The 24,309-nt window shown below is 67.7% G+C and carries 25 protein-coding genes; 6 read left to right on the top strand and 19 right to left on the bottom strand.

The window, feature by feature from the left end; translation table 11 throughout:
• Positions 1 to 23: 23 nt before the first annotated feature.
• From AB0P18_RS00205 to AB0P18_RS00155, 11 genes are read right to left on the bottom strand one after another with little or no spacing between them, the layout of a single operon-like run.
• Entirely contained in the window at positions 24 to 476 is a 453-nt protein-coding gene (locus tag AB0P18_RS00205) for a single-stranded DNA-binding protein (protein WP_363358404.1), read from the bottom strand.
• A gap of 34 nt (positions 477 to 510) precedes the next feature.
• Complete coding sequence (locus AB0P18_RS00200; RefSeq protein WP_292679996.1) at positions 511 to 987, bottom strand: hypothetical protein; 477 nt, start codon at positions 985 to 987, stop codon at positions 511 to 513.
• On the bottom strand, positions 984 to 1,376 hold the full coding sequence (locus AB0P18_RS00195; RefSeq protein ID WP_363358403.1) for a hypothetical protein: 393 nt from the start codon (positions 1,374 to 1,376) through the stop codon (positions 984 to 986). The genes AB0P18_RS00200 and AB0P18_RS00195 overlap by 4 nt, the downstream gene beginning before the upstream one ends.
• The gene (locus AB0P18_RS00190; protein ID WP_363358402.1) at positions 1,373 to 3,211 is read right to left on the bottom strand and encodes a TraM recognition domain-containing protein; all 1,839 of its coding nucleotides are present in this window, start codon (positions 3,209 to 3,211) and stop codon (positions 1,373 to 1,375) included. The genes AB0P18_RS00195 and AB0P18_RS00190 overlap by 4 nt, the downstream gene beginning before the upstream one ends.
• Positions 3,212 to 3,223: 12 nt before the next feature.
• Positions 3,224 to 4,501 (bottom strand): ParA family protein, encoded by a 1,278-nt coding sequence (locus AB0P18_RS00185; RefSeq protein ID WP_363358401.1) that lies wholly within the window; start codon positions 4,499 to 4,501, stop codon positions 3,224 to 3,226.
• A complete protein-coding gene (locus AB0P18_RS00180; RefSeq protein WP_363358400.1) occupies positions 4,498 to 6,102 on the bottom strand; it encodes a hypothetical protein in 1,605 nt (534 codons plus the stop codon). The genes AB0P18_RS00185 and AB0P18_RS00180 overlap by 4 nt, the downstream gene beginning before the upstream one ends.
• Positions 6,102 to 7,592, bottom strand: a complete 1,491-nt coding sequence (locus AB0P18_RS00175) for an SCO6880 family protein (RefSeq protein WP_363358399.1) — start codon at positions 7,590 to 7,592, stop codon at positions 6,102 to 6,104. Before AB0P18_RS00175 ends, AB0P18_RS00180 begins: the two co-directional genes overlap by 1 nt.
• Positions 7,592 to 9,133 (bottom strand): hypothetical protein, encoded by a 1,542-nt coding sequence (locus AB0P18_RS00170; RefSeq protein ID WP_363358398.1) that lies wholly within the window; start codon positions 9,131 to 9,133, stop codon positions 7,592 to 7,594. The genes AB0P18_RS00175 and AB0P18_RS00170 overlap by 1 nt, the downstream gene beginning before the upstream one ends.
• A complete protein-coding gene (locus tag AB0P18_RS00165) occupies positions 9,133 to 9,432 on the bottom strand; it encodes a hypothetical protein (RefSeq protein ID WP_363358397.1) in 300 nt (99 codons plus the stop codon). The genes AB0P18_RS00170 and AB0P18_RS00165 overlap by 1 nt, the downstream gene beginning before the upstream one ends.
• Before the next feature lie 19 nt (positions 9,433 to 9,451).
• Positions 9,452 to 10,063 (bottom strand): M23 family metallopeptidase, encoded by a 612-nt coding sequence (locus AB0P18_RS00160; protein WP_363358396.1) that lies wholly within the window; start codon positions 10,061 to 10,063, stop codon positions 9,452 to 9,454.
• Between the two features lies 1 nt (position 10,064).
• Positions 10,065 to 10,805, bottom strand: coding sequence for a hypothetical protein (locus AB0P18_RS00155; protein WP_363358395.1), 741 nt, complete (start codon positions 10,803 to 10,805; stop codon positions 10,065 to 10,067).
• A gap of 189 nt (positions 10,806 to 10,994) precedes the next feature.
• On the opposite strand from AB0P18_RS00155, the gene AB0P18_RS00150 reads away from it, so the two are divergent.
• From AB0P18_RS00150 to AB0P18_RS00130, 5 genes are all read left to right on the top strand, one after another.
• Entirely contained in the window at positions 10,995 to 11,312 is a 318-nt protein-coding gene (locus AB0P18_RS00150; RefSeq protein ID WP_322411166.1) for a winged helix-turn-helix transcriptional regulator, read from the top strand.
• A gap of 333 nt (positions 11,313 to 11,645) precedes the next feature.
• The gene (locus AB0P18_RS00145) at positions 11,646 to 12,122 is read left to right on the top strand and encodes a hypothetical protein (RefSeq protein ID WP_363358394.1); all 477 of its coding nucleotides are present in this window, start codon (positions 11,646 to 11,648) and stop codon (positions 12,120 to 12,122) included.
• An 83-nt stretch (positions 12,123 to 12,205) separates the two neighbouring features.
• A complete protein-coding gene (locus AB0P18_RS00140; RefSeq protein WP_363358393.1) occupies positions 12,206 to 12,595 on the top strand; it encodes a hypothetical protein in 390 nt (129 codons plus the stop codon).
• Entirely contained in the window at positions 12,592 to 13,599 is a 1,008-nt protein-coding gene (locus tag AB0P18_RS00135; protein ID WP_363358392.1) for a hypothetical protein, read from the top strand. The genes AB0P18_RS00140 and AB0P18_RS00135 overlap by 4 nt, the downstream gene beginning before the upstream one ends.
• A 17-nt stretch (positions 13,600 to 13,616) precedes the next feature.
• Positions 13,617 to 14,753 carry an alpha/beta fold hydrolase gene (locus AB0P18_RS00130; protein WP_363358391.1) on the top strand — a complete coding sequence of 379 codons (1,137 nt, stop codon included), beginning with the start codon at positions 13,617 to 13,619 and terminating at the stop codon, positions 14,751 to 14,753.
• A 168-nt stretch (positions 14,754 to 14,921) separates the two neighbouring features.
• Here AB0P18_RS00130 and AB0P18_RS00125 read toward each other — a convergent pair whose 3' ends face one another.
• The 8 genes from AB0P18_RS00125 to AB0P18_RS00090 all read right to left on the bottom strand — a co-directional run bounded on the left by AB0P18_RS00125 (position 14,922) and on the right by AB0P18_RS00090 (position 22,043).
• On the bottom strand, positions 14,922 to 15,470 hold the full coding sequence (locus AB0P18_RS00125; protein WP_363358390.1) for a hypothetical protein: 549 nt from the start codon (positions 15,468 to 15,470) through the stop codon (positions 14,922 to 14,924).
• A 28-nt stretch (positions 15,471 to 15,498) separates the two neighbouring features.
• Positions 15,499 to 15,840 (bottom strand): helix-turn-helix domain-containing protein, encoded by a 342-nt coding sequence (locus AB0P18_RS00120; protein ID WP_363358389.1) that lies wholly within the window; start codon positions 15,838 to 15,840, stop codon positions 15,499 to 15,501.
• Positions 15,841 to 16,242: 402 nt separating this feature from the next.
• On the bottom strand, positions 16,243 to 16,794 hold the full coding sequence (locus tag AB0P18_RS00115; RefSeq protein ID WP_363358388.1) for a HutD family protein: 552 nt from the start codon (positions 16,792 to 16,794) through the stop codon (positions 16,243 to 16,245).
• Positions 16,795 to 16,803: 9 nt separating this feature from the next.
• The gene (locus AB0P18_RS00110; RefSeq protein ID WP_363358387.1) at positions 16,804 to 17,682 is read right to left on the bottom strand and encodes an LLM class F420-dependent oxidoreductase; all 879 of its coding nucleotides are present in this window, start codon (positions 17,680 to 17,682) and stop codon (positions 16,804 to 16,806) included.
• A gap of 54 nt (positions 17,683 to 17,736) precedes the next feature.
• The gene (locus tag AB0P18_RS00105; RefSeq protein ID WP_363358386.1) at positions 17,737 to 18,354 is read right to left on the bottom strand and encodes a TetR family transcriptional regulator; all 618 of its coding nucleotides are present in this window, start codon (positions 18,352 to 18,354) and stop codon (positions 17,737 to 17,739) included.
• A 52-nt stretch (positions 18,355 to 18,406) separates the two neighbouring features.
• Entirely contained in the window at positions 18,407 to 19,564 is a 1,158-nt protein-coding gene (hutI, locus tag AB0P18_RS00100; protein WP_363358385.1) for an imidazolonepropionase, read from the bottom strand.
• On the bottom strand, positions 19,561 to 20,856 hold the full coding sequence (locus AB0P18_RS00095; RefSeq protein WP_363358384.1) for a formimidoylglutamate deiminase: 1,296 nt from the start codon (positions 20,854 to 20,856) through the stop codon (positions 19,561 to 19,563). The genes hutI and AB0P18_RS00095 overlap by 4 nt, the downstream gene beginning before the upstream one ends.
• On the bottom strand, positions 20,853 to 22,043 hold the full coding sequence (locus AB0P18_RS00090; protein ID WP_363358383.1) for an allantoate amidohydrolase: 1,191 nt from the start codon (positions 22,041 to 22,043) through the stop codon (positions 20,853 to 20,855). The genes AB0P18_RS00095 and AB0P18_RS00090 overlap by 4 nt, the downstream gene beginning before the upstream one ends.
• 268 nt (positions 22,044 to 22,311) lie before the next feature.
• On the opposite strand from AB0P18_RS00090, the gene AB0P18_RS00085 reads away from it, so the two are divergent.
• The gene (locus AB0P18_RS00085; protein WP_363358382.1) at positions 22,312 to 24,297 is read left to right on the top strand and encodes an NAD(P)/FAD-dependent oxidoreductase; all 1,986 of its coding nucleotides are present in this window, start codon (positions 22,312 to 22,314) and stop codon (positions 24,295 to 24,297) included.
• Positions 24,298 to 24,309: the final 12 nt, after the last annotated feature.

Genomic DNA, 24,309 nt, shown 5'->3' with positions numbered 1-24,309 from the left:
CGCCGCTCTCCTGTTGCGATGGGTCAGCGAGTGATCCCCACGCCGGTGGACGAGACCGGCTCGGCTGACGGCCCTGACGGCGCTCTGTGCGCTGCAGGGCCGCTAGCTTTTGGGGCGCGCTCGACGGCGACGGCTGCGTACTTCAGGGATGCCCCGACGTTGTCCGCGACGATGTCGCGAGTCTCGCCGGTCTGGCCAGACTCCTTGTCGGTGTAGGTGCCGAAGCGGAGGTCGCCGCCGACGATGACGGTGTCGCCCTTGCGGAGCGACGTTGCCACGTTGCGGGCCTGCTGGTTGAACACGACGACGCGGTGGAAGACCGTTCCCGCGTCCTCCCAGCGTCCGGTGGTCTCGTTGAGACGGCGGTCGTTGACGGCCACGCTGAACCGGGCGTACTCGTTGCCCGACTCGCTCGCGCCGTACTCGGGGTCGCCGGTGAGGTTGCCCTCGATGGTGACCGGGATTCTGGTTGTCATCCTTCTTCCTTCCATTCGGGAGGCACCTCGTGCCTCAGTTGGCGTGGTTCTGGTCGATCCACGCGTCCCACTCCGCCTCGTCGGTCTCTCCGACCCACGACCGCGGCTTCAGTTCGTAGTGCCCACTGGTGCAGCCCGACCCGGCACGCTGCAGACGGGGCTGCGCCTGCGCTAGGCGCTCGTGCCACTCGAGCGGTCCGTATCCCGAGTCGTTCTTGTCGAACGACGCCTGATGGAAGTTGTGGAGCGCCGAGAGTTCCTCGACGAGCGCGCCGTGCTTCCACCAGCACGCCGGCACGACGCTGATCGGCACGCTGTAGCGCACCGTGAACCACTCCACCCACGTGCGCAGCGCGGTCCACGCGGCACGTGACTCGTCGGACGACAGGTGGCGCCAATCGACCGGCGGCACGCCCGCCGGCTCGGTCGGATGCGTGAGGATTGGCGGGCCCGACAGCTGTTGCGCGATCGAGTCCTGAATCTCCTCAGGTGTTCGCTCTCGCTCGTTCATGACGTCTCCCTGAGTTCGCGCATCCGCCTCTGAAGAATCGCCAGCGCCATCGCCGACGCGACCCGTCGACCACGATGGTGCGACAGCACCCGGTCGCGATCGATCACCTGGTGGAGCAGACCGTGACAATACGGATGCATCGGCACGAGGTCATCGTGGCGCTCGAACGCCCGCCAGGAGCCGTCGACGAACCGCACGCCGCGGTAGTCGAGGTGGTGCAGCTCGAGCTGATCGCGCGTGGCCGGCCACCCGCATCCGGCGCACGCGAGCGGGCGACCGAGACGCTCCTGCTTGCGGAACCACCGCGCACGCCGGGCGAACCACGCGGGAGAGGACAGGAACTCCGAGCGGTATGCGTTCGAGGCTCGGGGCTTGCGGCGATTGCTCATTCCTCGTTCACCGCCTCGGGCGCGGCCTCCGGCTCGGGCTCGGGCTCGACGACCGGCCGCGGTGCGGGCCGGCGGGTCTCGGTGAACACTGTCTGCTGGTCCTGCTCGGTCGCGCGCTTGGCGATCTGGATCTCTCGTGCGTCGCGTCGCGCGTCCCAGCCGGCAAGGTCCAGCAGCACGCCCCGGCGGTTGCGGTACGCGAGCAGGCCGACGTTCTGCGGCATCCGTCGGATCTCGTCCACCGACATGAGCGGGAGCCGCTCGTGCTGCTCGCTGGTGGAGTGGCCGGCCTCCCGCGTTGACCAGGACCGCTGGGTGCGCTTGGTCTCTCGGGTTCCGAGCAGTGCCTCGACGTCGCGCAGGTGGCCTACGTGCGACGCTCCGCCCAGCAGGACCTTCGCGGTCGCCGCGGCCCAGATGGTGTCTGCTTCGGCGCGCGACCACGACGTCTCGGCCTGCGACAGGGCCTGCAGGACGACGAAGGTGCAGATGCCGCGGCCTCCGCCGTCGGCCATGATCTGCGGCAGGTTGCCCCAGCGGAACATGTTCGCGATCTCGTCGAGAATCAGGCCGAGCGGATGCTGAAGCCGTGAGCCCGGCGACGCGAGTGCCTGCAGACGGGCCACCTCGACGATGTCGTCGAGCAGGGCGCCGAGGAATCCGCCCATCGCCGAGGCGCCGGACCGAGAACCGACGAGGTAGAGCGTGTTTGCGCCCGCGAGGAACTCCTCGGGATCGAACACCGGGTCGCCCGGCCTTGGGGTGAGGGCGTCGCGGATCTTCGGCACCGCGAGGGGAGCGACGGCGCCCTGCACGCCGAACCAGATCGAAGACACGAGCTTGTCGTCGCCGGTCAGCGTCGCCTCGAGATTGTCTCCCCAGCCCGATGCGCCGTCGGTGCGCAGGATCGACACAGCCGACTTGCGCGCGAGGACCGGGCTCGTGCCCCAGTTGTAGAGGTCCTCGATCGGACGGTTCCCGACCGCCGCAGCGTGGAGTAGCCGGCCCAGCACCACGCCGGATGCCTGTGCCCACTCGCCGTTGGTCGACGACGCTCCGAGCGCGGTACCGGTGACGATGGCGCTGCCGCGCTGCATGGCAACCAAGGGGTCCTCGCACCCCGCGATCGGCGAGACGCGAAGCGGATGCCGCACACCCGAAAGCCCCTGTGGGTCGAAGACATGCACCTGCCCGCGGCGCTCGCGCATCCGCAGGGTGGCGGTGAGATTGTCGTTGGTCGTCGAAGTGGTGATCAACGGGCCCGACCAGTCGAGAATCGCGGAGATCAGCACGCGATACCCCTTGCCCGAACGGGGTGGCCCTTCGAGCGCCACCGAGTCCTCGATCGAGACATAGACGTCGGTTCCGCGAGAGCGGCCGACGCGCCAGCCCACGTCCGTCGGCTTGGGGCGCGAGAGGTCGGGCCGCAGCTGCCGAGCTCGCCGCAGGACAGCCTTGCCCGAGAGGTACTGGCGGATCTCGGATGCTTCTGCGAAGCCCATGCGCGATCGCAGGTCGGCGACGAACGCCTGGTCCGACTCCTTGTAGCGCCGGTAGGCGATGAGCCCCAGGATCGCGAGGGCGATGACGAGGAGCACGGCGACGAGGTCGACGATCCGGATGCCGATCACCGGCAACGCGCATCCCGCCGGCGCCGCGTACGCCGTGGTGTCGCCCGTGATCGCGAGCCAGAGCCCTGAGAACATGCTTTCGGCTTGTGGTCGAGCGCCGCAGACGATGTTGGTCACGAGTTCGGCGAGGAAGCCGAACACGAGACTGAGAACGAACGAGGTCGCGATGAGAACCGCGATCCCCCTGCCGAACATCGATTCCATGGCCGACTCCTCTCACAGGCCCCGGGCCGCGGCCGCGGCGACGCGGATCCACGCATCGCGCGTGGGGGTGCGCAGGTTGTCGAGACGCAGAGCCCCCGACTTCAGAGCGGGGTCGAACGGGATGTGTTCGACTGCACGGACGTGGCCCGAGAAGCCCTCCGCGATGCGGTTCGCCCCACGAGGGTTCGGCTCGGCTTCCGTGACGACCACGACCGCGTTGTCCGCGAGTTCGAGCGATCGCTCGTCGCGCTCGCGGAGCGCATCGAGCAGGAGTGCGGCGGATTCGGCCGACTCGGGTGTCGCGAGTGTGGGCAGCACGAGCTGGTTCGATGAGTCGACCATGCGCAACCAGCGCTCCGCCGATTCGTCGTTGCCGGAGTCGAAGATGACGACCCGGTAGTACCGGGCCGCGACCTGCATCAGCAGGTCGAAGTCGGCGGTGAGGATGCGCTGGTGCACGGCGAGGAGTTCGGGGTTCGAGCGCAGCACGTCGTACCGATCGACCGGCTGGTGGTGCACGTACCGTGCGATGTCGGAGACGCCGGCGCCCGTCGCCAGCAGATCGGATGCCGCCGGCAACAGATCCTTGATCGTCGTGTCGTATCGCCCCGCCTCGGTGCGCCACCCGAGCGTTCCGCGTGTGTCGTTGTTGTCCCACGCCAGGACGTTCCCGCCGCCGTAGCGGCCGAACACAGCGGCGAGCATCGCTGTGGTCATCGTCTTGCCGACGCCGCCCTTCCCATTAGCGATCGCGATGGTGCGGCATCCGGCCCACTGCTGCGACACCTCGCGCTCGTCGTCTCGCCGCCTCAGCTCGGCAGGAGAAGGACCGAAACCCAGCCGAGCGAAGAAGGAACGCCAAGCCTCGCTCGTCGGCTCCACGGCGGACGAGATGTCGATGAAGCTCGGGCGCGAGGGAGGCTCCGGGGCGCGGCGGTTGCGAAGCGGTTCGCGCCCCGGAGCTTCGGTGTTCACCTCCCTTCCCTGTTGCGATGGGCTCTCAGCTCGTGCGGCGGCGACCGTCGCCGGTTCGGGCGCGCTCGCCGCAGCCGTGACGATCGTCCCGTCGGCGTCGATCCGCAGGTGATGCTCTCCGCGGTCGCCCGTGGTGACGAGCTCGACGGGCTGGCCGCTGCGTCGGGCCTCGTCGACTGCGCGGCGGACGATCATCTGCCGGATGTCATCTGTGGGGGTCGCCGAGAGCGGCTCGATGAGCCCCTCCGGCGTGGTGAACGTGGCCGTCGGTCCGGTGACCGTGGCGTACGCACGCAGCGTGGTGTCGAGACTCATTGCGGGGTCTCCTTCCAGGTCGGTGACAGCCAGCCGTCGAGGCTGGTGTCGGTGGGGGAGTCGTCTGGCCAGAAGCGGTCGAGCTCATCCGGGTCGAACAAGTACGGCATCTCGTTGTCGTCGTCGTTCTGCTCAAGCGCACTGTCGGTAGCGAACAGCTCGTACTCCCAGTCGGTCGACGTCGCGAAGCAGTCGACGACGTAGGCGTACTGGCCGACGTAGGCGAGGAACACGCCCATCCGCAGCCGACGCGCGTCCTCGACGTGAGTCGAGGGGATGTTCAGGCGATCGCGTAGCGCTGCAGCCTCCTGATGGTTCGCGCGGAAGATGAACTTGTTCTCGATGTCGCCGACAATCGAGTAGGCAAGATTGCGCTCCCTCGAGTCCGCGTCGCCCACGGCATCCAGGTCGCCCATCTTGTGAAGGATCACGATGTTGCTGATGCCGTAGTGGCGTGACAGCTTGAGCCACTGCTGAAACATCTGCAGCGCCGCGAGCGAGGTCATGTCGCGCCACCCTTCTTCACGGATGAGGTAGCGGGTGCGATTGGCCGACCGGTCCGACACCACAGCTTGGATCCACGCCGTTGTGCACACCTGGGTGAGCTGCGCGACGAGCTCGCTGCGCGAGAAAAGCTCGCTCGTGTCGACGACGACTATCGGTGCATCCGCGTCGAACGCCACCGTCGATTCGTCCTCGAACAGCCCCGACAGGTCACCATCGACGAAGCGGCGCAGGACGAACCGCGGCTGCACGGCACCGTCCGACATGCGGAAGTCGGTGCCGGCATCCTCGACAATCGCCCCGAGGTGCTCGTAGACGCTGCGGAGCGTCGGGCGGTCGCCGGTCGACCGGATACTGCGCTCGAGCGCCTCGTGCAGAGCAGCGTGCTCGACGGCGGTGAGTCGTGTTGCGCCCAGTGCCATCTCGACGAGCGACACGAGGGTGGTGATCCGGCGCTGACGGACCATCTTCTCGTCCTGATCATCGTCAGCGTCCGCCCGCCGCGGGCCCCGGTCGAGCGGGTTGAGGCGAGCGGTGCTTCCGCCACCGACACGGATGACGACGCCACCGGGGATCGCCTCCGCGACCGTCACCCACTCGCCCTTCGGGTCGGAGGGGACGACTGCCTGGTGGCCGAACGCGAGGGAGCGTGTCACCAGGGTCTTGATCGTCGCGGACTTACCCGCTCGATAGGCCCCGAGCACCAGCACGTTCGTCGAGAGCGTCTGGCGGTCGGTCTTGTTGGCGTACGCCTCCCACGGCGAGAAGTGGAAGAGCGCATCGGCGTTGAGGTCGACGCCCAGGATCGGCCCGCGGTGCCCGAGCCCGGCATCCGCCACGAACGGGTAGATCCCCGCGATCTGTCGCGATGTCGCTTGATGGGCGGGGATGCTGGGACGTGCGAGGTTCCAGTACCCGCCTTCGGTGAGGCCGGGACCGAACGGCCCAGGGACCGCAGCCTCGGGGAGCGCGCGCTCGCGGCGGCGCTTCCGCGGCGGGCGCTCCTCGTGGGCATCCCGCGCGATCTGCCGGCGCATCGCGCCACGGTCGCGCTTGGACAGATCGCCCGGTTCGAAGAAGACGACGCGGCGTGCCATCACTTCATCCCCAGCCCGATCGGAAGCACGTTGACCATCAGCGCCTCGGCCTGCTGGCAGTAAAGGATCTGCGGCTCCATTCCGGATCGCGCGAGCGCATTGCGCATGCCGGCGATTGCCTGATCCAGCAACTCCTCGGTGCGGGCGCTGACGGTGAGGTACGCGCCGTACCGGAATTCGCCGTGGCCTGCGACGATCTCTTCTTCCTGGCGCTCCAGCGCGTCCCAGTCCGCGGCATCCGCGGCCGAGCCATCGACTCCTCGCTTGGCGCGAAGGCGCTCGTTGCCCCGCCAGACCTTCTTGTCGTCCTCTATGCGGCGCATCGCCTTCTTGACCGAGACCGGCGTCAGGACGATCGACATGATGTGCGTGATCGCCTCGCCGGTGGCCGGCATCCGCGCGAACACGATCGGCTCGACGAACCCGACCGCGGTGTCCGATCGCGGCCACTCCTGAATCCAGAGAGTCGTGTGGACGCCCGAGTCCGTGTAGACGACGCCGTTCTTGCCGCGCGGCTCCTCGAGGTACATCGGCCCGATCGCGACCGGATCGACACCGACGTGGTCGTCGTCACGGTTCTGGACGTTGGCGGCGAACTCGGGATCGAAGCCCACCCGGGCGAGCGCCGCGACGTCGCGGGTCGTGAGCCACCGTCGCACGCTGATCCGTGCTGCGCTCAGGGCGTCCGCGAGGTTGCGTGCCTCAAGGGCAGCGAGAGCCTTGACCGCATCCTCGCCGCCGCCGAGCGACTTCAGCTGGGGTCCGAGCGCAATCAGATCGAGGGTGAAGGTCAGATAGTTGCGGTGCGAGACCGCGTACCGCTCGGACTTGTCCATCACGGCGTCGTAGTTGTGAGCGACGGGGGAGTCGCCGTTGAGCTTCCGCTTCAATGTCACCGACTGATAGTGGTCGCGGGCTGGCCGGATCGTCGTCGGAATCGTCCGTTCCTGCAGCACCGCGCGCTTGATGCCCGGGCGCTGCGTGAACGACGCGAGCACCGGAGCCCACTGCTGCGTGAGGTCGAAGCGCTCCGGGTCGTCCTTCATGAGGAAGCCCTGCACCTCGACCTCGGCGGTCACCGACACCGAGCGGTCGTGCGGGTTGTAGACGCACGCGACGTCATCCACGTCCCACAGCTGGATGGATGCCCGGATGCCGGGGAGATTGAGCGTTCCCGCGAGATGCGTGCGCTCGGGGCGGTACAACTGCCGCGTCGCGCCGGTCGCGTGACGGATCTGCTTCATGAACCACAGCCCGACCTGGCGCGGAGCGGAGTCCCCGTGCACCGTCACGAACGCGAAGATGCCGATCGGAAGGTAGAGGGGAGCGGCATAGAGCAGTCCCGGCGGACCGAAGCGGTTGACGCCGATCAGCACGATGATTGCGGCCGCGGTGAGGCAGGTGAGCTGCCAGCCGTCCATACCCATCACGACGCCCTGCCTCGAGCGACGCGGCAGGCGGACGGGTCGGGCGAGATCCTGAGTCGACATCATGCGGTCCTCTCAGTTCGAGGGCGAGGGGGTGACGAGGGAGACGGGGACGGCGGCGCGGATGACGGTGCCGGACGCGCGGCGGGGCGGGATGCCGGAGCGGAGCTGGCGGACGACGGTGCCGGAGCGCCCGCGCTGGACGGGTTGGCTGCGGGCGAGGAGCCCGAACCACCGGGCGAGCCGGGGAAGCCGCTGGGGCCTGCCGGTCCCCGTGGTGGGCGACCTGGCGTGGATCCGCCGCTTCCACTCGCGCCCGATGGGCCGGCAGCTCCCGGTGCACCCGGCCGTGCGGAGCGCGGCGCCACACCGGCGGGCGACGAGCCGGCGCGGCTCGGGATGCGCGATACCGACCGGGCGGCGCCCGTCGCCGCGTGCCCGGCCCGTGACCCGACCGCAGAGCCGACCGAGTCGGCGGCGACGGCGCCGACGAAGCTGAAGAGTCCGAACACTGCGAAGGGCGCGAACGCGACGAGCACCAGGCCGATGAGGAGCGGCCACGACCGCGGATCCCAGATGGTCTTCACCCCGGCGAGGCCGTTGATGATGAGGGTGACGAACCCGATCGTCAGGGGGCCGGTGAGAAGCAGTACCACGACTGCCGATACGTACCGGACGACCCACTGCGGTCCGACTGCGCGGGCGGGATAAAGCATCCACGCGATCGGACCCACCGCGATCAGCGCCGCCAGCACGATGTTGCGGAAGGCGAACACGAGCATGAGCAGCAGCATCCCGAGCATCAACAGGGTGTGGATGACGAACGCGAAGAAGTAGTTCGCCTGTCCGCCGGCCCACATGACGGACTGCAGCGTCGCGAAGAGGCCGTCGGCACCGTCGCGGTTCATGACGTACCAGGTGAGGTCATCGACGGCGTTGAGCAGGTGTCCGGTCGCCCACAGCGTGATCGCCGTGGCGGGAACCGCGATGAAGCTGCGCACGAGAGCTCCGACGAGCTCCGCGCGGTCACCCGAGACGATCGCGGCGGCGACCGCCCAGACCATCGCGCCGAACAGCACGGCGAGGATCGCCCACTGCCAGAACGACCACTCGTTGGTTGCGGCGGTCCACAGGAGCGACGTGGTGTCGAAGCGCATGTTCTGCGCGACGGCGAACATCATCGAGGTCGCCGACAGCGCCATGCCGCGGCCGGCGTTCTCGAACGTGACGCATACGACGTCGCCGAGCGAGCATCCGTACTCAACGAGCAGCGGCTTGCCCCCGCTCGTCTTGATGGCCGAGACGTGCGACTCATCGGTCGTGCACACTGTCGCCTTCGCACCGTCGACGAACACGTTGATGAAGCACTGCTGTGGCTTGATGTCCGCGGTGTTCTGCGGTGTGCAGGTGATCTGCCCGTCGACGCGGAAGCAGTCGACGGGGTAGGCGGGGGACGACCAGGGCTCATCTGTCACCGGTGATGCGTTCGCCGCAGCTGGTGCGACAACGACGGATGCTGGCGCTGCGCTCGCCGGAGTCAGCGCGGTCAGAGTCAGGCCGAGCCCGACCACCGCGCCGACGAGCAGCGAACGGACGATGCGCATCAGAACCCGAAGTCGAAGTTGACGAACCACTGGAACAGTCCGCTCGCGGCTCCGAGGACGGCAGCGGCGATGAAGATCCAGAGGATGTTCTCACCGGCCCACGTGCGCATCCGATCCGAGGCGAGGCCGCGGAATGCGAGTGATGCGCCGGCGATGATCAGCATGATCAGGACCACGATCATCGCGCCCGCGAGGATGTACGAGGCGACGACCTGGAAGCCGGCGAAGAAGGGCGCCGAGAAGTCCGGTTCGATGTCGGGGATGTCGACCGCGGCCGGCGCTGTCAGTAGGTATCGCATCGTGTTCTCCTTCGGTGCATCACTTGAGCGGAAGGCCGAGAGCGGCCATGAACGGTTGAGGGTCGATGGCGGCGCCGTCCTGCTGCACCTCGTAGTGCAGGTGGCAGCCGAACGAGCGGCCCGTATTGCCTTCGGCGCCGAGCGCCGTTCCGGCATCGACGGCATCACCGACCGATACGCGGATCGAGCCCCACTGCATATGCCCGTAGAGCGTGACGAGGCCGCCGCCGTGGTCGACGCGGACTGTGTTCCCCCAGCCGTAGAACGAACCCGCTGTGATGATCCGGCCGGGGCCCGCGGCGTAGATCGTCGCGCCGCAGCCCTGAGCCATGTCGTAGCCCTGGTGGTTGGTCGAGCAGTAGCTGCATCCGATCACCGGGTTGTACCCGAACCCGCGCCCCTTCGAGTAGTCGCCGGCGAGCGGGTATCCCCAGTCGCCGTTCGCGACGGGCGCCGACTGGGTCTCGACCTCCTGCGTAACCTGCTCGCCGGCCACAGCGAACGGGGTCGCGATGAGCGGCGTCAGCAGCATCCCGCCGACGAGCGCGACGAAGAGGAGAACCCCGATCGCGATCTTCCGCCCGATCCTCGTGTTCGCGAGGGCTGCTGCGGCGGCGACCGGGGCTCCCATGTCAGGGCTCCAATGACCCCGAGAAGTAGCGGACGACCTTGCAGTCACCTTCCTGCTGCGTTGTGTCCGGCGTCGGGACCGATCCCTCGCCGCACAGGGCCTGGACGCTGACGCGCACCGTGTCGTCGTAGGAGGTCTCTCCGCCGTTGCCGTCCGAGCGCGTGTACGTCAGCACGACGTCGGCCGTTCCGATGCTCATGTCGCCCGACGCGTCATCGGGCACCTCGGCGAACTCGACGTCGCCGGTGACCGCCGCGGTGACGCGGCCGTCCTCGTTTGCGAGGGAATCCCACTCCGCTTCGGGGAGCACGACGCCCTGACGAAGCTCGAGCTGCGACGCCTGCATGTCGGAGGCGCGGTCCTCTTCCGAGGTGTAGCGGATGTCGGGCGTGAACCAGGTGTCCAGGTAGGTGAGCCACTCGGCGCGGCTGCTCAACTGCGTGTCGAACGTGGATGCCGCAGCCAGCGCCGCCCGGACGTAGGTCTCGGCATTCGTTGTGATCGGCTCCGGCACCCAGCCCTTTTCGGCGACGGATGCGTCGACGAACTCGTCCGTCGTCGGCTCGGTGGTCTCGGTCGTCGGCGTCGAGTCCGGAGGAGTGGTCTCGGTAGAGGTCGGTGTCTCGCCGCCCGAGAAGAGCGACGCGACGATGATCGCCAGGATGCCGATGAGCAGCACCACTCCGCCGACAATCGCCCACACGATGCCTCGCGCGCGCCGGGTGTTCCGTGGAGTTGTCATCGGCCGCTGTCACCTGCCCGAGCGGTGAGCGTCCAGCGCGACAGCCCTGACGCGGCGCCCGATCGGGCCGCGTCGAGAGGGGTCGCTTCGCTTGACATGAGGGAAGCATATAGCCGTACACTCCATTTGTGAAGCATTTTTTGAATCCCTTCTGTGGACGACGGCGGGGCGGTGCGCCAAACTGGGCTCGTGCCTCGCTACGCCCGCCCCGCGAACAGTGATTACGCGGAGGATCCCATCAACGCGCTCGGGAATGTCATGCAGGCGACCATCATCGGTCTTCTGCGGAAGAACCCTGGACTGACGCGTTCCGAGATCGCTGAGGCGATCGAGCTCCCGAAGATGACGATCGCCAACGGGCTCGAGAAGCTGCTCGATGCGGGGCTGATCCTCGCGGACCCGCCGCGTGACGTCGCCATCCGCGGTCAGCGAGTCCGCTACACCGTCGATGACGCGCAAGTGACCGAGATGGTGATGCGGCTCGAACAGGTGCTGGGGGAGTTCTAGTCGACTGGCCGCCGGCTGCACTCTCGGTCGAGTCGCGTGGAGTGCTTGTCTCGACATGTCGCACCTCTCCTGGATAGCCGCAGCATCGCGGATGCTGTTTGAGCATGCCCAACAGCGTGAGGCGTTCATGCTTGCACCTGTCGTCGCGTGAGCGCAACGGTTGATTTGGGCATGCTCAACAGCGTGAGGCGTTCATGCTTGCACCTGTCGTCGCGTGAGCGCAACGGTTGATTTGGGCATGCCCAACGAGTAGTTTGAGCATCCTCAACTGGGTCGTTGGGCATGCCCAACGGAGTCCCTTCCCTGCCCGAGGCGAAGGATGGTCGTGAAGACATGACGGAAGACGAGAGCAAGATGGCAGCGGACGAGTTGGCGAAGCGACTTCGTCTGCTGCTCGACGTATCGATCGCCGAGACCGGCGAGGAGCCGACGTACTCGCAGATCGTGGCGTTCCTTCAGACCCGGGGCGTCAGCCTGTCTCGGTCACGCTGGACCTACATGGTCAACGGCCATCGGTTCGTGCAGGATCGCGCGCTGTTCGAAGGGCTCGCGGCGTACTTCGATGTGGACCCCGACTTTCTCTCTGGCGGCGAGGATGCGCCCATGCCGGCGAAGGTCGCCGCGCAGCTAGATCTCATCCGATCCATGCGTGCCGCGAAGGTCAAGTCCTACGCGGCGCGCACGCTGGGCGACATCAATCCCGAAGCGCTCCAGGCAATCACTCGATTCCTCGACAACGAATCGAACGAGGAGTCGGCCGCACGCGGTCCGCGGACGGTGATCACGGCCGACGGCTCTGGAGGGAAGTGACGAACACAGTGAAGGTCGCAATGCGCGCGCCGATGGCGCTACAGGAACTCGAGCTCGGAGATTCCTTCTCATTCGATGAGCTGGTGAGCGCGGTGCAGCGCCGGCGCGGACGGCCGCTGCGGATCGTCGAGCTTGCCGACCTCAGCGACCGCGACGGGATCTGTGCTCTGTGGCTCGTCAGGGACACAGAGGACTTGGTCATCCACGCCCGGAGCGCGTCGACCCTTCACCGGCAGCAGTTCGTGCTGCACGAGCTGGCCCACATCATCCTCGACCACGGCCACGACGACGCCGCGGATTGCGCCGACCCTCTCCTCCCCGATATCGCGCCGTCGACACGGCGCCGTCTGCTTCGGCGACAAGACCTCGTCACAGCGGACGAGATCGCGGCCGAGTCGCTCGCAGATCACCTTGCCGCCGCCATCCGTGGGTCGGTGATGCACGAATCGAGGTTCCTGGAGATCTTCGGGTGACCCAGATTCTCGTCTCCGCGCTGCTGTGGCTGCTCGTTCTGAGCCTGCTCATCCTGCGACGCGGTCGCGCTGATCGAAGCATCCTGTGGTCGGCCCTGACCATTGCCGTGGCGATGACGCTCAACATCGATGGCCTCTACCGCTGGGCCGATCGCCTGCTCGGCGGCACCAACCTCGTCACACTGGTAGCCGATCTCGCGCTGATGCTGGGCATCTTCTTCCTCGGGCGAGCCGTGGCCAAGGCGACGGAGTTCCGGCCGGCGATCGTGCGGTTCGCCCTGGGTCGGACCGTTCTCGCGGTGGCATTGGTGTGTACGGTCATCGCGTTCGCGTTTATCGAGCGCGGGGTGACGACCACGACGTTCATGCTGGACTACGGGGCGCAGCCCGCGGCTGCCGCCTATTCGATGACCCAGTTCGCGTACGACGGGATCGTGCTGACAGCGATGGCGGCGGTCACGACCCGGCAAATCCGCCGTGGCAGGGGAGCGGACCGTTTGCCGGCCGTTGCCCTCCTCATCGGCAGTGCGCTCGGTCTCGTGCTGGCCGCCGTCGTCATCGGGATGGACATCGCTCACATTGCAGGCGACGTCTCGCTGATGCTCGGTCTTGGCGCTGCGTACAGTCCGCTGTTCCTGTCGACGTTCCTCTTCCTCTGTCTGGGGCTGGCCAGCCAGCCGGCGATGCGTTGGCTTCGTGCCCGTTCTCGAGCCAACGCGATGCGCAGACTTGTCACGCAGACAACGCCGATCTGGCAACGGGCGAATCTCGTTCGGCCAGGCATGAGCCAGCAGGACGCGGCTGGCTTCAGCGCGGCCGACGCGGAGACGCGGCTGCACCGGCAACTCGTCGAGATCCGGGACGCTGCTGTCGACCCACGCGTTGCGTTCGAACTGAGCGATGCTGAGAGCGTGATCGTTGATGCGGCTGAGGCACGCCTCCTTAGGCGCGGTGCCGACACGAACGCAACCAGTGCCCAACCTGCGACGGGTGCCACACCTTGAAAGCGGGTGCAGGGTTCATGGCGGCCGCGGGACTCGGCCTGGCGGTCGCGGCCGGCGCCGCGGGCCTCGGATTCGCGATAGCCCGCAAGCTCACGGCGCCGCTGTCGGGGCGGATCTTCAGCCTCACTATTCGGGACATCCTGCGGCGCGCGGATGGCGATGCAGTGGTCCTCGATCTCACTCCTGCGACAGCGGCACCGGGCATCTACAGCCTCTGGCTCGAGGACGGTGGGTGGGTGCGCCTCGGCCGAGTCATAGATCAGGACGCCGCGACCGTGACACGACTGGTGGAATCCGCTGCGCCGAACGGCGCGCTACGTGTGGGCCGGCACGCGTCGTGGAGCGGAATCTACTATCGCGATCCTGAAGACGCTGGTCTCGAGGCGGAGGACGTGATCGTGGAGACGGCGGTCGGCCCTGCGCCAGCCTGGCTGATCCGCCCGGCCGGCAACACGACGAACGACTGGGCGATCCACATTCATGGACTGGCGAGTCCTCGCGCGGGCACGCTCCGTGGAGCGAAGGTCGCGGCGGACGTCGGCCTCGTTTCGCTCGTCGTCACGTATCGCAATGACGGTGAAGGGCCGACGGTCGGATCGGGGCGCTCCACCCTCGGCGCGAAGGAAGCCGAAGACGTTCGTGCCGCGGTGAGGTTCGCGATCGCGCACGGAGCCGAGCGGATCGTGCTGTTCGGATGGTCGATGGGCGGAGCGATCGCATTGCAGGTGGCGACCGATCGCGAGTTCGATCACGTCATCGACCGGCTCATCCTCGACTCGCCCGTGCTTGATTGGCACGAGACGATCGCAGCGAACTGCGCCCGTGTTGGCCTTCCGCGACAGGTCGGCGTGCTTGCGTCCCCGTGGCTGCAATTGAATCTGCTCGCATGCGCTATCGGGTTGAGTTCATCGGTACCGCTGGACTCCTTCAACTGGATCGCGCGGGCGTCGGCGCTGTCGGTCCCCGCGTTGGTATTCCACGGCGAGGCGGACACATCGTCCCCGCCCGCGGTGGCTCGTCACCTCACGCAACTGCGTCCCGACATGGTCCAACTGGAGACATTCCTGGCGGAACACACGCTCGCGTGGAACTCAGATCCGGAGCGGTGGGCGCGTCTGGCCAACGAGTGGCTCGCTGCGATGAGAGCTGCGTAGCCGCAGTGTAGGGGAATGAACACGCCGCGCAGGTGTACCTCGCGCGTTCGGTTGAGGTCCCGCCGAAGGGCTCTCCACCGGAGAGGGTATTGGGTGCGGCGACCGAAGCGGTGCGTGTCAGCTCTCGACGACCGTCGCTTGGCGGCATAAGAGCGACCGGTCTGTGTACTACTCCTCAAGGCAAGCACAGCCGCTCAACTCATGTGTTGTCGAGGCGCCATTCCGATTGCACGGGCGGGGACTACTGATGCCGCCGCGATCGCCTGTTCCTCCGGGATCCCGGCGGCGATCACGGCCGCGACTCGGGATAACAGAACCCTCGGGATAGTCTCTGGGTGCTGCGGATCTGGTCGGGACCGCCGCGGTTCGGTAGTGTTCGAGGAACTGCGCGTAGGAGGAGTTCACGTCTCGGGCGCGTTCGCTCTTGCTGATCTGGTTCGACGCCGTCGATGCGTTGTCGGGCACGACCAGCAACGTCACGCCCTCGATGTATTCGAATGCTCGCCGGTGCGCGTCCGCCCAGGCGGGGAACTTCTCGTCCAGACACCCGTACGCGAACACCAGCCCGGAGTACGGCAGCGACGCCACGAACACCGACACCGGAGTGACCTGCCCGGAGACCGGGTCGACGATCTGCATCCGGGTGCCCGCCCAGTCGACCTGCATCGTATGCCCGGGGACGTGCTGGATCGGGGCGGTGAGGTCGTTGACACGCACGTGCTCGGCGACGATCTGACAGAACCGCTCATACCCGTAATGGCTGCGGCCGGCGGGAGCGTCGACCTGCAGATACTGCGCCCACAACACCTTCAGCGGGGGCTTGTTCCGCCCCCAGCCTCGCAGCGACGACCCTGTCGATATCGACAGGCACGAACTCCCCGGTGACGCTCTTGCGCCCGTCGGAGAACAACCCGTCAACGTCTTCGCGCGAGAGCGCGTCGACCTGGCTCACGGCCGTCAGTCCGTGTTCGTCGAGCACCCGGCGGACCCTCGCGATCGTGCGCTGCGAGCACCCCTCCCGGGCAGCGATCTCGCGATACGGGACCTTGTCCAACACAAGCCGCATCAACTGGCGGTAATCGGTCATCAAGAACTTCTCTCACCCCAACGAACACTCGTCGCCGGGGGTGAGAGTCATCATCGAGCAGCCCCACGCGCTACCCGATGCTTACACGCGCGCTTTCCGATCTATACACAGGCGCTTTTCGAAGCGTCGGCGTAACAGCGTCGGCTTGGCCGGCATAGCGCGGGTCCATACCAATCATCGGACGGACCCGGTCAGGGCCCCCGGGGTACCCTGCGGTGCGCCGTCCTGCGCGACCTCCGCAGAATGGCGCATCTCATCGCCCCCCCTCCGGCGGCAAGAACTTGTCGTTGCGCAAGAGGTCGCCGAGGAAAGCTCTCGCTGGCAATCTCACAGCGGACGATCGGCGGGGAGGCCGTGCCGCTCAGCGAGGTCCGGCACGCGATTCCTCAGCAGAAGGTGGAACTAGACACCGTCTCGTATGCGGATTTCGCACAAGATTCCCTTGCCGTCGACGGTGACGGGCGTGCTCCCGCCGATCACTGCGAGATCGAGCTCTGAGACGCGCTTCTTCTCGACGAATGCATAGGGATCGAGTGCGATCCATATCGTTGCAGTCCCGGCCTGCGGCGAGATGATGCTGACCCCTGCTGTCGGCGTCACTGTCAGCGTGCGGGCAATGCGCCGGACCATCACGTTGAGATCGCGAGCTGTCGGTTCCGACGGCTCCGAAGCGACGGCGTCCTCACCGAGGAAGCGAATCTCCTGCCACGGATCGAGCGTTCGCTCGACGTCGTTCACCGTTATCCGTAGCGACCCGGGCCCGAGGAACGTGAGGTGACGGTCAACTCCCTCGAAACGGCTGAACCGCTGATGGCCGGAGAGATCCGCGACGCTGACACGGTAGGTCCATATGCGGCCCTCGTCGGCGTCATCGACGAGCACCCTGGTACTGCCGCCACCGTTCGCCCACGGTTTCGGAGGGCGCGAGGCAAAGCGCACGATCTCGAAGGTCACGGCGACCGATCAGACGTGGATATCGGCGAGTCGCGGGGCGACGTCCTCGGCGAAGCACGCCACATAGCCCGCCGGATCGTCCGATTGCACCCGGACATGCAGGTGCTCCATCCCGACCGAGGCGACTTGCTCAGCGAACCGCAGGAACGCGTCGGGGTCGGTGACAGGATCCCACGCGCTGGTCTGCATCGTCTTCTCGATCTCCGACTCGTCGCGGCCCAAGTCGTCGCAGTGCCGCCTCAGCACGTCGAGCTTGTGGGCGACCTGCCCGGGATCGACGACGTTGAGGTTGCAGGCATCCGCGTACTGCGCGACGAGGCGCAGCGTCTTGCGCTCGCCGCCGCCGCCGATCACCAGCGGCGGGTGCGGGCGCTGTATCGGACGCGGCACGTTGATGGTCTCGGCCAGGCGGAAGTGCGTCCCCTCGAAGGGGCCGTCGTCGTCGCTCCACATCTGCAGTGCGATGCGCACGGTCTCTTCGAGCCGTTCGAAGCGGCCCGACAGCGTCGGGTACGGGATGCCGTAGGCCAGGTGCTCGCGTTCATACCAGCCCGCGCCCACGCCGAGGAAGGACCTGCCGTCGCTAAGGACATCGATCGTGGTGGCCGTCTTGGCCAGGACCGCAGGATTGCGATAGGTGATCCCCGTGACCACGGTGCCGAGTCTGACCCGCTCGGTGCGCGCCGCGAGGAACCCGAGCGTCGACCAGCTCTCGAGCATGGGATCGTGTGCCGAGCGGAACTGCTCCATCTGCAGGAAATGGTCCTGCACCGTCAGCCAGCTCGCGCCCGCCGCCTCCACGGCTGCCGCGGTGCGGGTGAGATGGCCGCTCAGACTCTCGGGTTGCCCCGGAAGCGTGAAGTCGAGGAAATGGAATCCGAAGCGCACGGTCACACTTTCTATCGGGACGAAAGGAGGTCGACGTAGGGGTGCCGACGCCGCTCAGGAGACGAACTCGCGGGGGATCCCGGCCGCTTCGACCTGGGAGATCTTCAGCGCACGGTCATCGAGCATCTCCGCGAGCAGATCGACGGCGCGCGTCAGGCGCTTGATATCTCCCGTGAGAAGGAGATCGTGGATGAGTCCACGGAATCCCGCCAGAGCCAGGCTCCCGGCGGAATGGGCATCGCGCCCGCGGTAGCCCTCGCGTTCGGCTACCTCCGCGAAGAACACCTCCCAGTTCGACACGGCGGTGTCGGTGAAGACCTGGAACTCGGCGGGGTCTTCGAACGCGCGGGACGTCAAATGGTAGAACAGCTCCATATGCGGCAGCCGCGGCACATAGTAGTTCCAGGTCGCGCGCACCGCCTCGCTGAGCTTGTCGAACCGGCGCGACCGCAGCTCGGAGGTGACTTTCGACCGCATCTCGCGTTGCACCCTCGCCAGCAGCGCGTCGCGTGAGCCGAAATGGTAGATGAGCATGCGACTCGATGTTTCCAGGGCGCCGGCGAGGTTGGCGAGCGAGAAGTCCTCGATCCCTTCGCGGCTGAGGTAGGCCACGGCGCCGTCGAGGAGCGCCGCCGCCCGGGGGGACTCCTGGCTCGCGTGATCTTCAGTCATAAGAAGCAGTCTCTCCATAGAACAGTGGGACGCAAGCGCCCGCGCGGCCGGTTCACCCGCCTGCCGGTCCGATCGGCTCGCCGTCCTTCCAGACGTGCGAGGTCAGCGGTACCCCCGGCCGGTACGCCAGATGCGAGATCCCGGGAGCGCGGAGGGCCTGCAGGTCTGCCCGAGCTCCGACCCGGATCACTCCGATGTCGTCTCGATCCATCGACCACGCCGCGGCCGCGGTGGCGGCGAACACCGCCTCCTCGATGGTGAGGTGCATCTGCAGCACGGCCGTGGCCACGCAGAACTGCACCGAGGTGGTGAACGACGTCCCGGGATTGCAGTTCGTCGCCAGCGCGACGGTCGCTCCTGCGTCCAGCAGCTGCCGTGCCGGGCCGAAGGGTTCACGGGTCGACAGGTCGCACGCCGGCAGCAGCGTCGCCACGGTGCGCGATTCGGCGAGGAGCAGAATGTCACGCTCGCTGAGGTGGTTGCAGTGGTCGACGCTGCGGGCGCCCAGCTCGACAGCCAGCGCGACGCCGCCCGAATGCCCGAGCTGGTTGCCGTGGACACGCAGAGCCAGCCCGGCGTCCCGCCCCGCGGTCAGCACCTCTCGGGACTGGTCCACGGTGAAGGCGCCGGCCTCGCAGAACACGTCGATCGCGTCGACGTAGGGGCGGACGGCCTGGAGCATCGGACCGCGGACGAGATCGACGTATTCGCGCGCGTCCACGCCGGCAGGCACGACATGCGCGCCGAGGAACGTGACCGAGTCGACCACCTCGCGGGCGACCCGGGCGCTGCGCACCTCGCTGTCGATGTCGAGCCCATATCCGGTCTTGGTCTCCAGGAAGGTGGTTCCGCCCCGCGCTGCCTCCGCGCAGAGCGCGGCTGCGTTCGTGCGCAGCGTCTCCTCGTCGGCCGTCCGCGTCGCCTCGACCGTCTGCGCGATGCCTCCCGCCGCATAGCGCTCACCCGCCATGCGTGCCTCGAACTCGTCCGAGCGGTCGCCTGCGAACACGATGTGGCTATGGGTGTCGACCCATCCGGGCAGCACTGCGGCGCCGCCCAGGTCGGTCGCCTGGTCTACCGCGGGGGCGGCCGCGGCATCCCCGATCCAGACGATGCGGCCCTGTTCGATGACGAGCGCGGCGTCGTGTCGCCGACCCCGCTCCGGGTCGTTCGTCGTCAGCTCGCCGATGTTCGTCAGCAGCAAACTCATGCCGCGACCTCCTCCAGCGCTTCGGCGAGCATATCGGCCGGCTGCCTGCCATCGGCGAGTCGTCCCGCGGATGCCGCAACCCGTCCGCCGACCACGACACGGCGCACGTCCGCCGCGGTGGCGCACAGGAGCAGCTGATCCGGTTCTGCGCCGATCGTTCGCACCGATCGTGTGTCGATCTCGACGAGGTCGAGCAGCCCGCCGATCGACAGGGGCGCACGACGGGCCAACGAGCGGTAGCCGCCGGCGCTCATCGCCGTACCCAGTTCCGGCATCGAGAACCGGCCTCGGCGCAGGCTGCGGAGACGATCCTGGATCTCGAGCCCGCGAATCTCCAACAGGGGGTCGACGACCGCGTTCTGGTCGGAACCGACAGCGATGGTCGCGCCGGCGTCGAGAAGCTCGCGCGCAGGGCCGATGCCGTCGCCGAGGTCGCCCTCGGTGGTCGGGCACATCACAACGCTGACCCCGGCTCCGCCGAGCTCGCGGACGTCGTCCTCGGTGAGATGCGTCGCATGCACCACGCTCACACGAGTCGAGAGCACGCCCTCGCGTGCGAGCAGGCCGGTCGGCGTGACGCCGTAGGCCGCGAGCGAGGCTTCGTTCTCCTTGGGCTGCTCGGAGAGATGGATGTGCACCGGAACGTCGTCGGGGAGTCCTTCGACGATCGTGCGGATGTCGGTGGAGGAGACGGCGCGCACGGAGTGGATCGCCGCGCCCAGGCCGGGTATCAGTGTCGACAGTTCCTGCCACCGACGCAGATAGGCCTCGGCCGACCCGTCGCCGAAGCGCGCCTGCTCGGCCGACAGCCGCTCGCCGACGCCACCGGCCAGGTATGCGGTATCGAGAAGCGTGAGACGGATGCCGACATCGGCGGCTGCTGCGGCGACCGCCAGTTCCATCTCGTGCGGGTAGGGCGTGCCGCCGGGCTGATGGTGCACGTAGTGGAACTCGCCCACCGCGGTGTAGCCGGCCGTGAGCATCTCGGCGAACACGGCCGCCGCCAGCGAGCGGTACCGCGCCGGGGTGAGCCGCGACGCCGTACGGTACATCAGCTCCCGCCACGTCCAGAAGTCCCCGCCGTCGCCGTGGGTGCGCCCTCGAAGGGCCCGGTGGAAGGCGTGCGAGTGGGCGTTCGCCGCGCCCGGGACGGCGGTGCCGAGCACCAGGTCTCCGGGCGCGGGCGAGGCATCGGTGATGAACCCGCTGGTCGCGCCGGTGGCGTCGGCGGTCAGCCGGACACGATCGTGCACGACGCCGTCCAGGACGAGTCGCTCGCACCACACGGTCATACGAGGCTCCTCACGACGTCCTCGAGCGCCTGGATTCCGGCGAGGCAGTCGTCCAGCTCAGCGTACTCACCGGGTGCGTGCGAGACGCCGTCGGGGTTGCGGACGAAGATCATCGCGGTCGGCACGACGGCAGCGAGCACGCCCGCGTCATGGCCGGCCCCGCTGGGGAGCACGGGTACGTCGCCGATGGCGCGGGTCACCGTCTCCGCCAGCGCACGATCGAAATGCACCTCAGGGCTCCAGGAGTTCTCCACGAACTCGGTCGCGCGGACTCGTCCGGCGATCGTCTCGACCAGGGCCCTCGTCTCCTCGTCGGAGGAGGCTCGCGCATCCAGTGACATGGTGACCGACGAGGGGATGACGTTCGCTCCGCCGGGAAGCGCCGTCATCCGCCCGACCGTGGCGCGGGAGCCGGGGAAGTCGAGTGCTGCCTGCTGCACCTCCAGGACAGCACGGGCGGCCGAGACCATTGGGTCGTCGCGGTCGGACATGAGAGTGGCGCCGGCATGATTGCCCTGTCCGCGGAACGTGAGCGTCCACCGGCCGTGGGCGAGGATGCGCGATGCGATGGCGGTCGGGCTCCCGAGATTGATGAGGCCGCGCCCTTGTTCGACGTGCAACTCGATGAACAGGCCGATGCGCGACAGCGCCATGTCGTCGCGTCCGATGCGGTCGGTGTCGAAGCCGACGCGGCGGCCCGCGTCGGCGAACGACACGCCGTTCTCGTCCCTCAGAGATCGCACGTACTCGGGTGATATCGCACCGGTGAGCAGCTGGGAGCCGAGGCAGGCGACGCCGAAGCGCGACCCCTCTTCCTCGGCGAAGGCCATCACGGCCAGAGGCCGCCGAGGCAGGATCCCGGTCGCCTTGATCCTTCGCACGGCTTCGAAGGCGCTCTCCACGCCCAGGGGCCCGTCGAACGCGCCTCCACCGGGAACGGAGTCGAGGTGACTGCCGATCACGAGAGCGTCGGGGCCCGGGGGGCCCCACCATGCCCAGATGTTGCCGTTGCGGTCGGTCTCCACCTCGAGGCCGATCTTCTCGGCCCGCGAGGCGAACCACTCGCGCAGCTCGAACTCGGCGGGATCCCACAGGTGCCGTGAGTAGCCGCCCCGATGCCGGTCACGGCCCACGGATGAGATCTCGTGGAGCCCTTCGAGCAGTCCGCTCGATGCGGCATCACCCATTGTGCCTCCCTGGGGGGATCGGACTCGTCTGGACCCTCGTACGTCGGCTACCACCTTCGGGCTGCACGCAACGCCAGTGTAACACGCTTACGTATATGCTTGGTCTCGACAGCGTGCCGAATCTGGTGCGGATGATCGGCATTTCCGCGACGATCTCGCGGTCTGACGCCGATTCCCCGCACCTACGGCGAGGACGGATGAGCGACTCGTGGACCACAGGAGTCGTCATCCGATTACGTAATCGGTGACAATTGCGAGGAGCGTGCCCATGACAGCGGTCAGCCCAGGATCGACGCCGGCGACGGACGGGGTCGACGACCTCTTCTGGCAGGCGTCTTACTCCCCTATCTCCGAGAGTGATGCCGAACTGGAGCGCGTGGCGCGGAGCGCAGAGCTCCCCGTGCTGCTGGTCGCCCTCGCCGCGGCGCTGGACGATCCGTCGATCCTCAGCGAGGAGCTGCGCCCCCCGCTGACTCCCATGGACACGGCGCCGGTAGCGCACGGTGGCATGACACCGCAGCAGCAGGAGCGCGCGATCGACGTGGCCCTGGCTGGTCTCAAGCGCCTCCGTGACGAGGGGATCACCGGTGTCGGCGTGCTCAGCGACGAGCGCCGGCTCGAGCTGCTCGGCTTCCTCAGCGGCGGTCGTGACGAGTGGGCCGACATGCTCAGCCATGAGCTCGCGCTCGCGCCCGCGCACGGCGGCAAGCCGGATTGGCGTGTCGAGGAGGTGGCGCCGGATCGGGAATTCCCGGTGCTCGTGGTCGGTGCCGGCGTCGGGGGAGTCGCCGCGGCCTATCGCATCGCCCAGACCGGTCTGCCCTACGTCCACATCGAAGCCGGCGAGGACCTCGGCGGCACATGGGCGAAGAACACCTATCCGGGGGTTCGGCTGGACACACCCACCTTCGGGTACTCCTACTCGTTCGCGCAGCGCGGCGACTGGCCCCACCAGTTCGCCGAGGGCGGGGAGATCGCAGACTACCTCAACGAGGTGGTCGACCGGGCAGGACTGAGGGATGCGATCGAATTCGACACCCGCTTGTCACGGTTGCGCTGGGACGACGCCGACGGAGTCTGGGAGGCGACCACGATCGATCGCGACGGCGTCGAGAAGGTTCGCAGGTTCGCCGCTGTCGTGAGCGGACTCGGGCTTCTGGACCGCCCCCACATTCCCGAGTTCGAGGGGGCGTCGCGCTTCCACGGCGACACCATGCATTCGCAGGAATGGGACCACGGGGTCGACCTCACCGGCAAGAACGTCGTCGTGATCGGCACCGGGGCCAGCGCCTACCAGATCGTTCCGGCGATCGTCGACCAGGTCGGCTCACTGACGGTGTTCCAGCGCAGCGCCCCCTGGATGCTCCCGGCGCCGAACTACCACGACGAGGTCGGAGAGGTGTTCACGTGGCTGGTCGACAAGGTGCCCCACTTCGCACAGTGGTTCCGCCTGTGGGTGATCCTCACCGGCATCGAGGGACGCGCCCACACCGTCACCGTCGAGGACGACTGGGACGGCGCCCCCCTGAGCATCTCCCGGAAGAATCAGGAACTGCGCGACTACCTGACGTCGCGGATCGAGGAGCAGCTGGAGTCGCGTCCCGACCTGCTGCGGATCGCGATCCCCGGCTACCCGCCGGGGGCGAAGCGGATGCTGCGTGACAACGGCGTATGGGCCCGCGCGCTACTGGATCCCAAGACCACGGTGGTCACCGCGGGAATCGCACGGTTCACCGAGACGGAGATCATAGACGGCGAGGGAGTCGGCCATCCCGCCGATGTCGTGATCTACGCCACCGGGTTCCGGCCCTCGGAGTTCCTCGAGGCCATCGAGGTGACCGGACGCGGCGGAGTCAGTCTGCACCAGTTCTGGGCCGGCAACGCCCGCGCCTACAACGGCATCACGGTGCCCGGCTTCCCCAACCTCTTCCTGATCTACGGCCCCAACGTGGGCGGCGTCGTGCAGGGCAGCCTGCACTTCATGATCGAGAGGGCGGCCGAGTTCGCCGTCAAGTCGATCCGCGAGGTGCTCGACCGCGGTGCCACGGGGATCGACGTGCGCCCGGAGGCCCTCGACCGCTTCGTCGACTACGTCGACGCCGGCAGTCGCCGCATGGCGTGGGGTCAGCCGTACGTGCGGACCTGGTACCAGAACGCCTCGGGCCGGGTCACCGCGATCTGGCCCTACACGAACATCGAGTACTGGGAGCTGACCGAGCGCGTCGATCCCACCGACCACGAGTTCCTCCCCTGACCGACGAGAGCG

The sequence above is a fragment of the Microbacterium sp. NPDC064584 genome, from assembly GCF_040687315.1.
Classification (GTDB): Bacteria; Actinomycetota; Actinomycetes; order Actinomycetales; family Microbacteriaceae; genus Microbacterium; species Microbacterium lacus.
This window is presented reverse-complemented; position numbering and strand designations above follow the sequence as displayed.

Excerpts from the sequence above, each read along its gene's own strand:
- AB0P18_RS00205 (WP_363358404.1), bottom strand. The coding sequence starts at position 476 with ATGACAACCAGAATCCCGGTCACCATCGAGGGCAACCTCACCGGCGAC.
- AB0P18_RS00200 (WP_292679996.1), bottom strand. The coding sequence starts at position 987 with ATGAACGAGCGAGAGCGAACACCTGAGGAGATTCAGGACTCGATCGCG.
- AB0P18_RS00195 (WP_363358403.1), bottom strand. The coding sequence starts at position 1,376 with ATGAGCAATCGCCGCAAGCCCCGAGCCTCGAACGCATACCGCTCGGAG.
- AB0P18_RS00190 (WP_363358402.1), bottom strand. The coding sequence starts at position 3,211 with ATGGAATCGATGTTCGGCAGGGGGATCGCGGTTCTCATCGCGACCTCG.
- AB0P18_RS00185 (WP_363358401.1), bottom strand. The coding sequence starts at position 4,501 with ATGAGTCTCGACACCACGCTGCGTGCGTACGCCACGGTCACCGGACCG.
- AB0P18_RS00180 (WP_363358400.1), bottom strand. The coding sequence starts at position 6,102 with ATGGCACGCCGCGTCGTCTTCTTCGAACCGGGCGATCTGTCCAAGCGC.
- AB0P18_RS00175 (WP_363358399.1), bottom strand. The coding sequence starts at position 7,592 with ATGTCGACTCAGGATCTCGCCCGACCCGTCCGCCTGCCGCGTCGCTCG.
- AB0P18_RS00170 (WP_363358398.1), bottom strand. The coding sequence starts at position 9,133 with ATGCGCATCGTCCGTTCGCTGCTCGTCGGCGCGGTGGTCGGGCTCGGC.
- AB0P18_RS00165 (WP_363358397.1), bottom strand. The coding sequence starts at position 9,432 with ATGCGATACCTACTGACAGCGCCGGCCGCGGTCGACATCCCCGACATC.
- AB0P18_RS00160 (WP_363358396.1), bottom strand. The coding sequence starts at position 10,063 with ATGGGAGCCCCGGTCGCCGCCGCAGCAGCCCTCGCGAACACGAGGATC.
- AB0P18_RS00155 (WP_363358395.1), bottom strand. The coding sequence starts at position 10,805 with ATGACAACTCCACGGAACACCCGGCGCGCGCGAGGCATCGTGTGGGCG.
- AB0P18_RS00145 (WP_363358394.1), top strand. The coding sequence starts at position 11,646 with ATGACGGAAGACGAGAGCAAGATGGCAGCGGACGAGTTGGCGAAGCGA.
- AB0P18_RS00130 (WP_363358391.1), top strand. The coding sequence starts at position 13,617 with ATGGCGGCCGCGGGACTCGGCCTGGCGGTCGCGGCCGGCGCCGCGGGC.
- AB0P18_RS00120 (WP_363358389.1), bottom strand. The coding sequence starts at position 15,840 with ATGACCGATTACCGCCAGTTGATGCGGCTTGTGTTGGACAAGGTCCCG.
- AB0P18_RS00105 (WP_363358386.1), bottom strand. The coding sequence starts at position 18,354 with ATGACTGAAGATCACGCGAGCCAGGAGTCCCCCCGGGCGGCGGCGCTC.
- hutI (WP_363358385.1), bottom strand. The coding sequence starts at position 19,564 with ATGAGTTTGCTGCTGACGAACATCGGCGAGCTGACGACGAACGACCCG.
- AB0P18_RS00095 (WP_363358384.1), bottom strand. The coding sequence starts at position 20,856 with ATGACCGTGTGGTGCGAGCGACTCGTCCTGGACGGCGTCGTGCACGAT.
- AB0P18_RS00090 (WP_363358383.1), bottom strand. The coding sequence starts at position 22,043 with ATGGGTGATGCCGCATCGAGCGGACTGCTCGAAGGGCTCCACGAGATC.
- AB0P18_RS00085 (WP_363358382.1), top strand. The coding sequence starts at position 22,312 with ATGACAGCGGTCAGCCCAGGATCGACGCCGGCGACGGACGGGGTCGAC.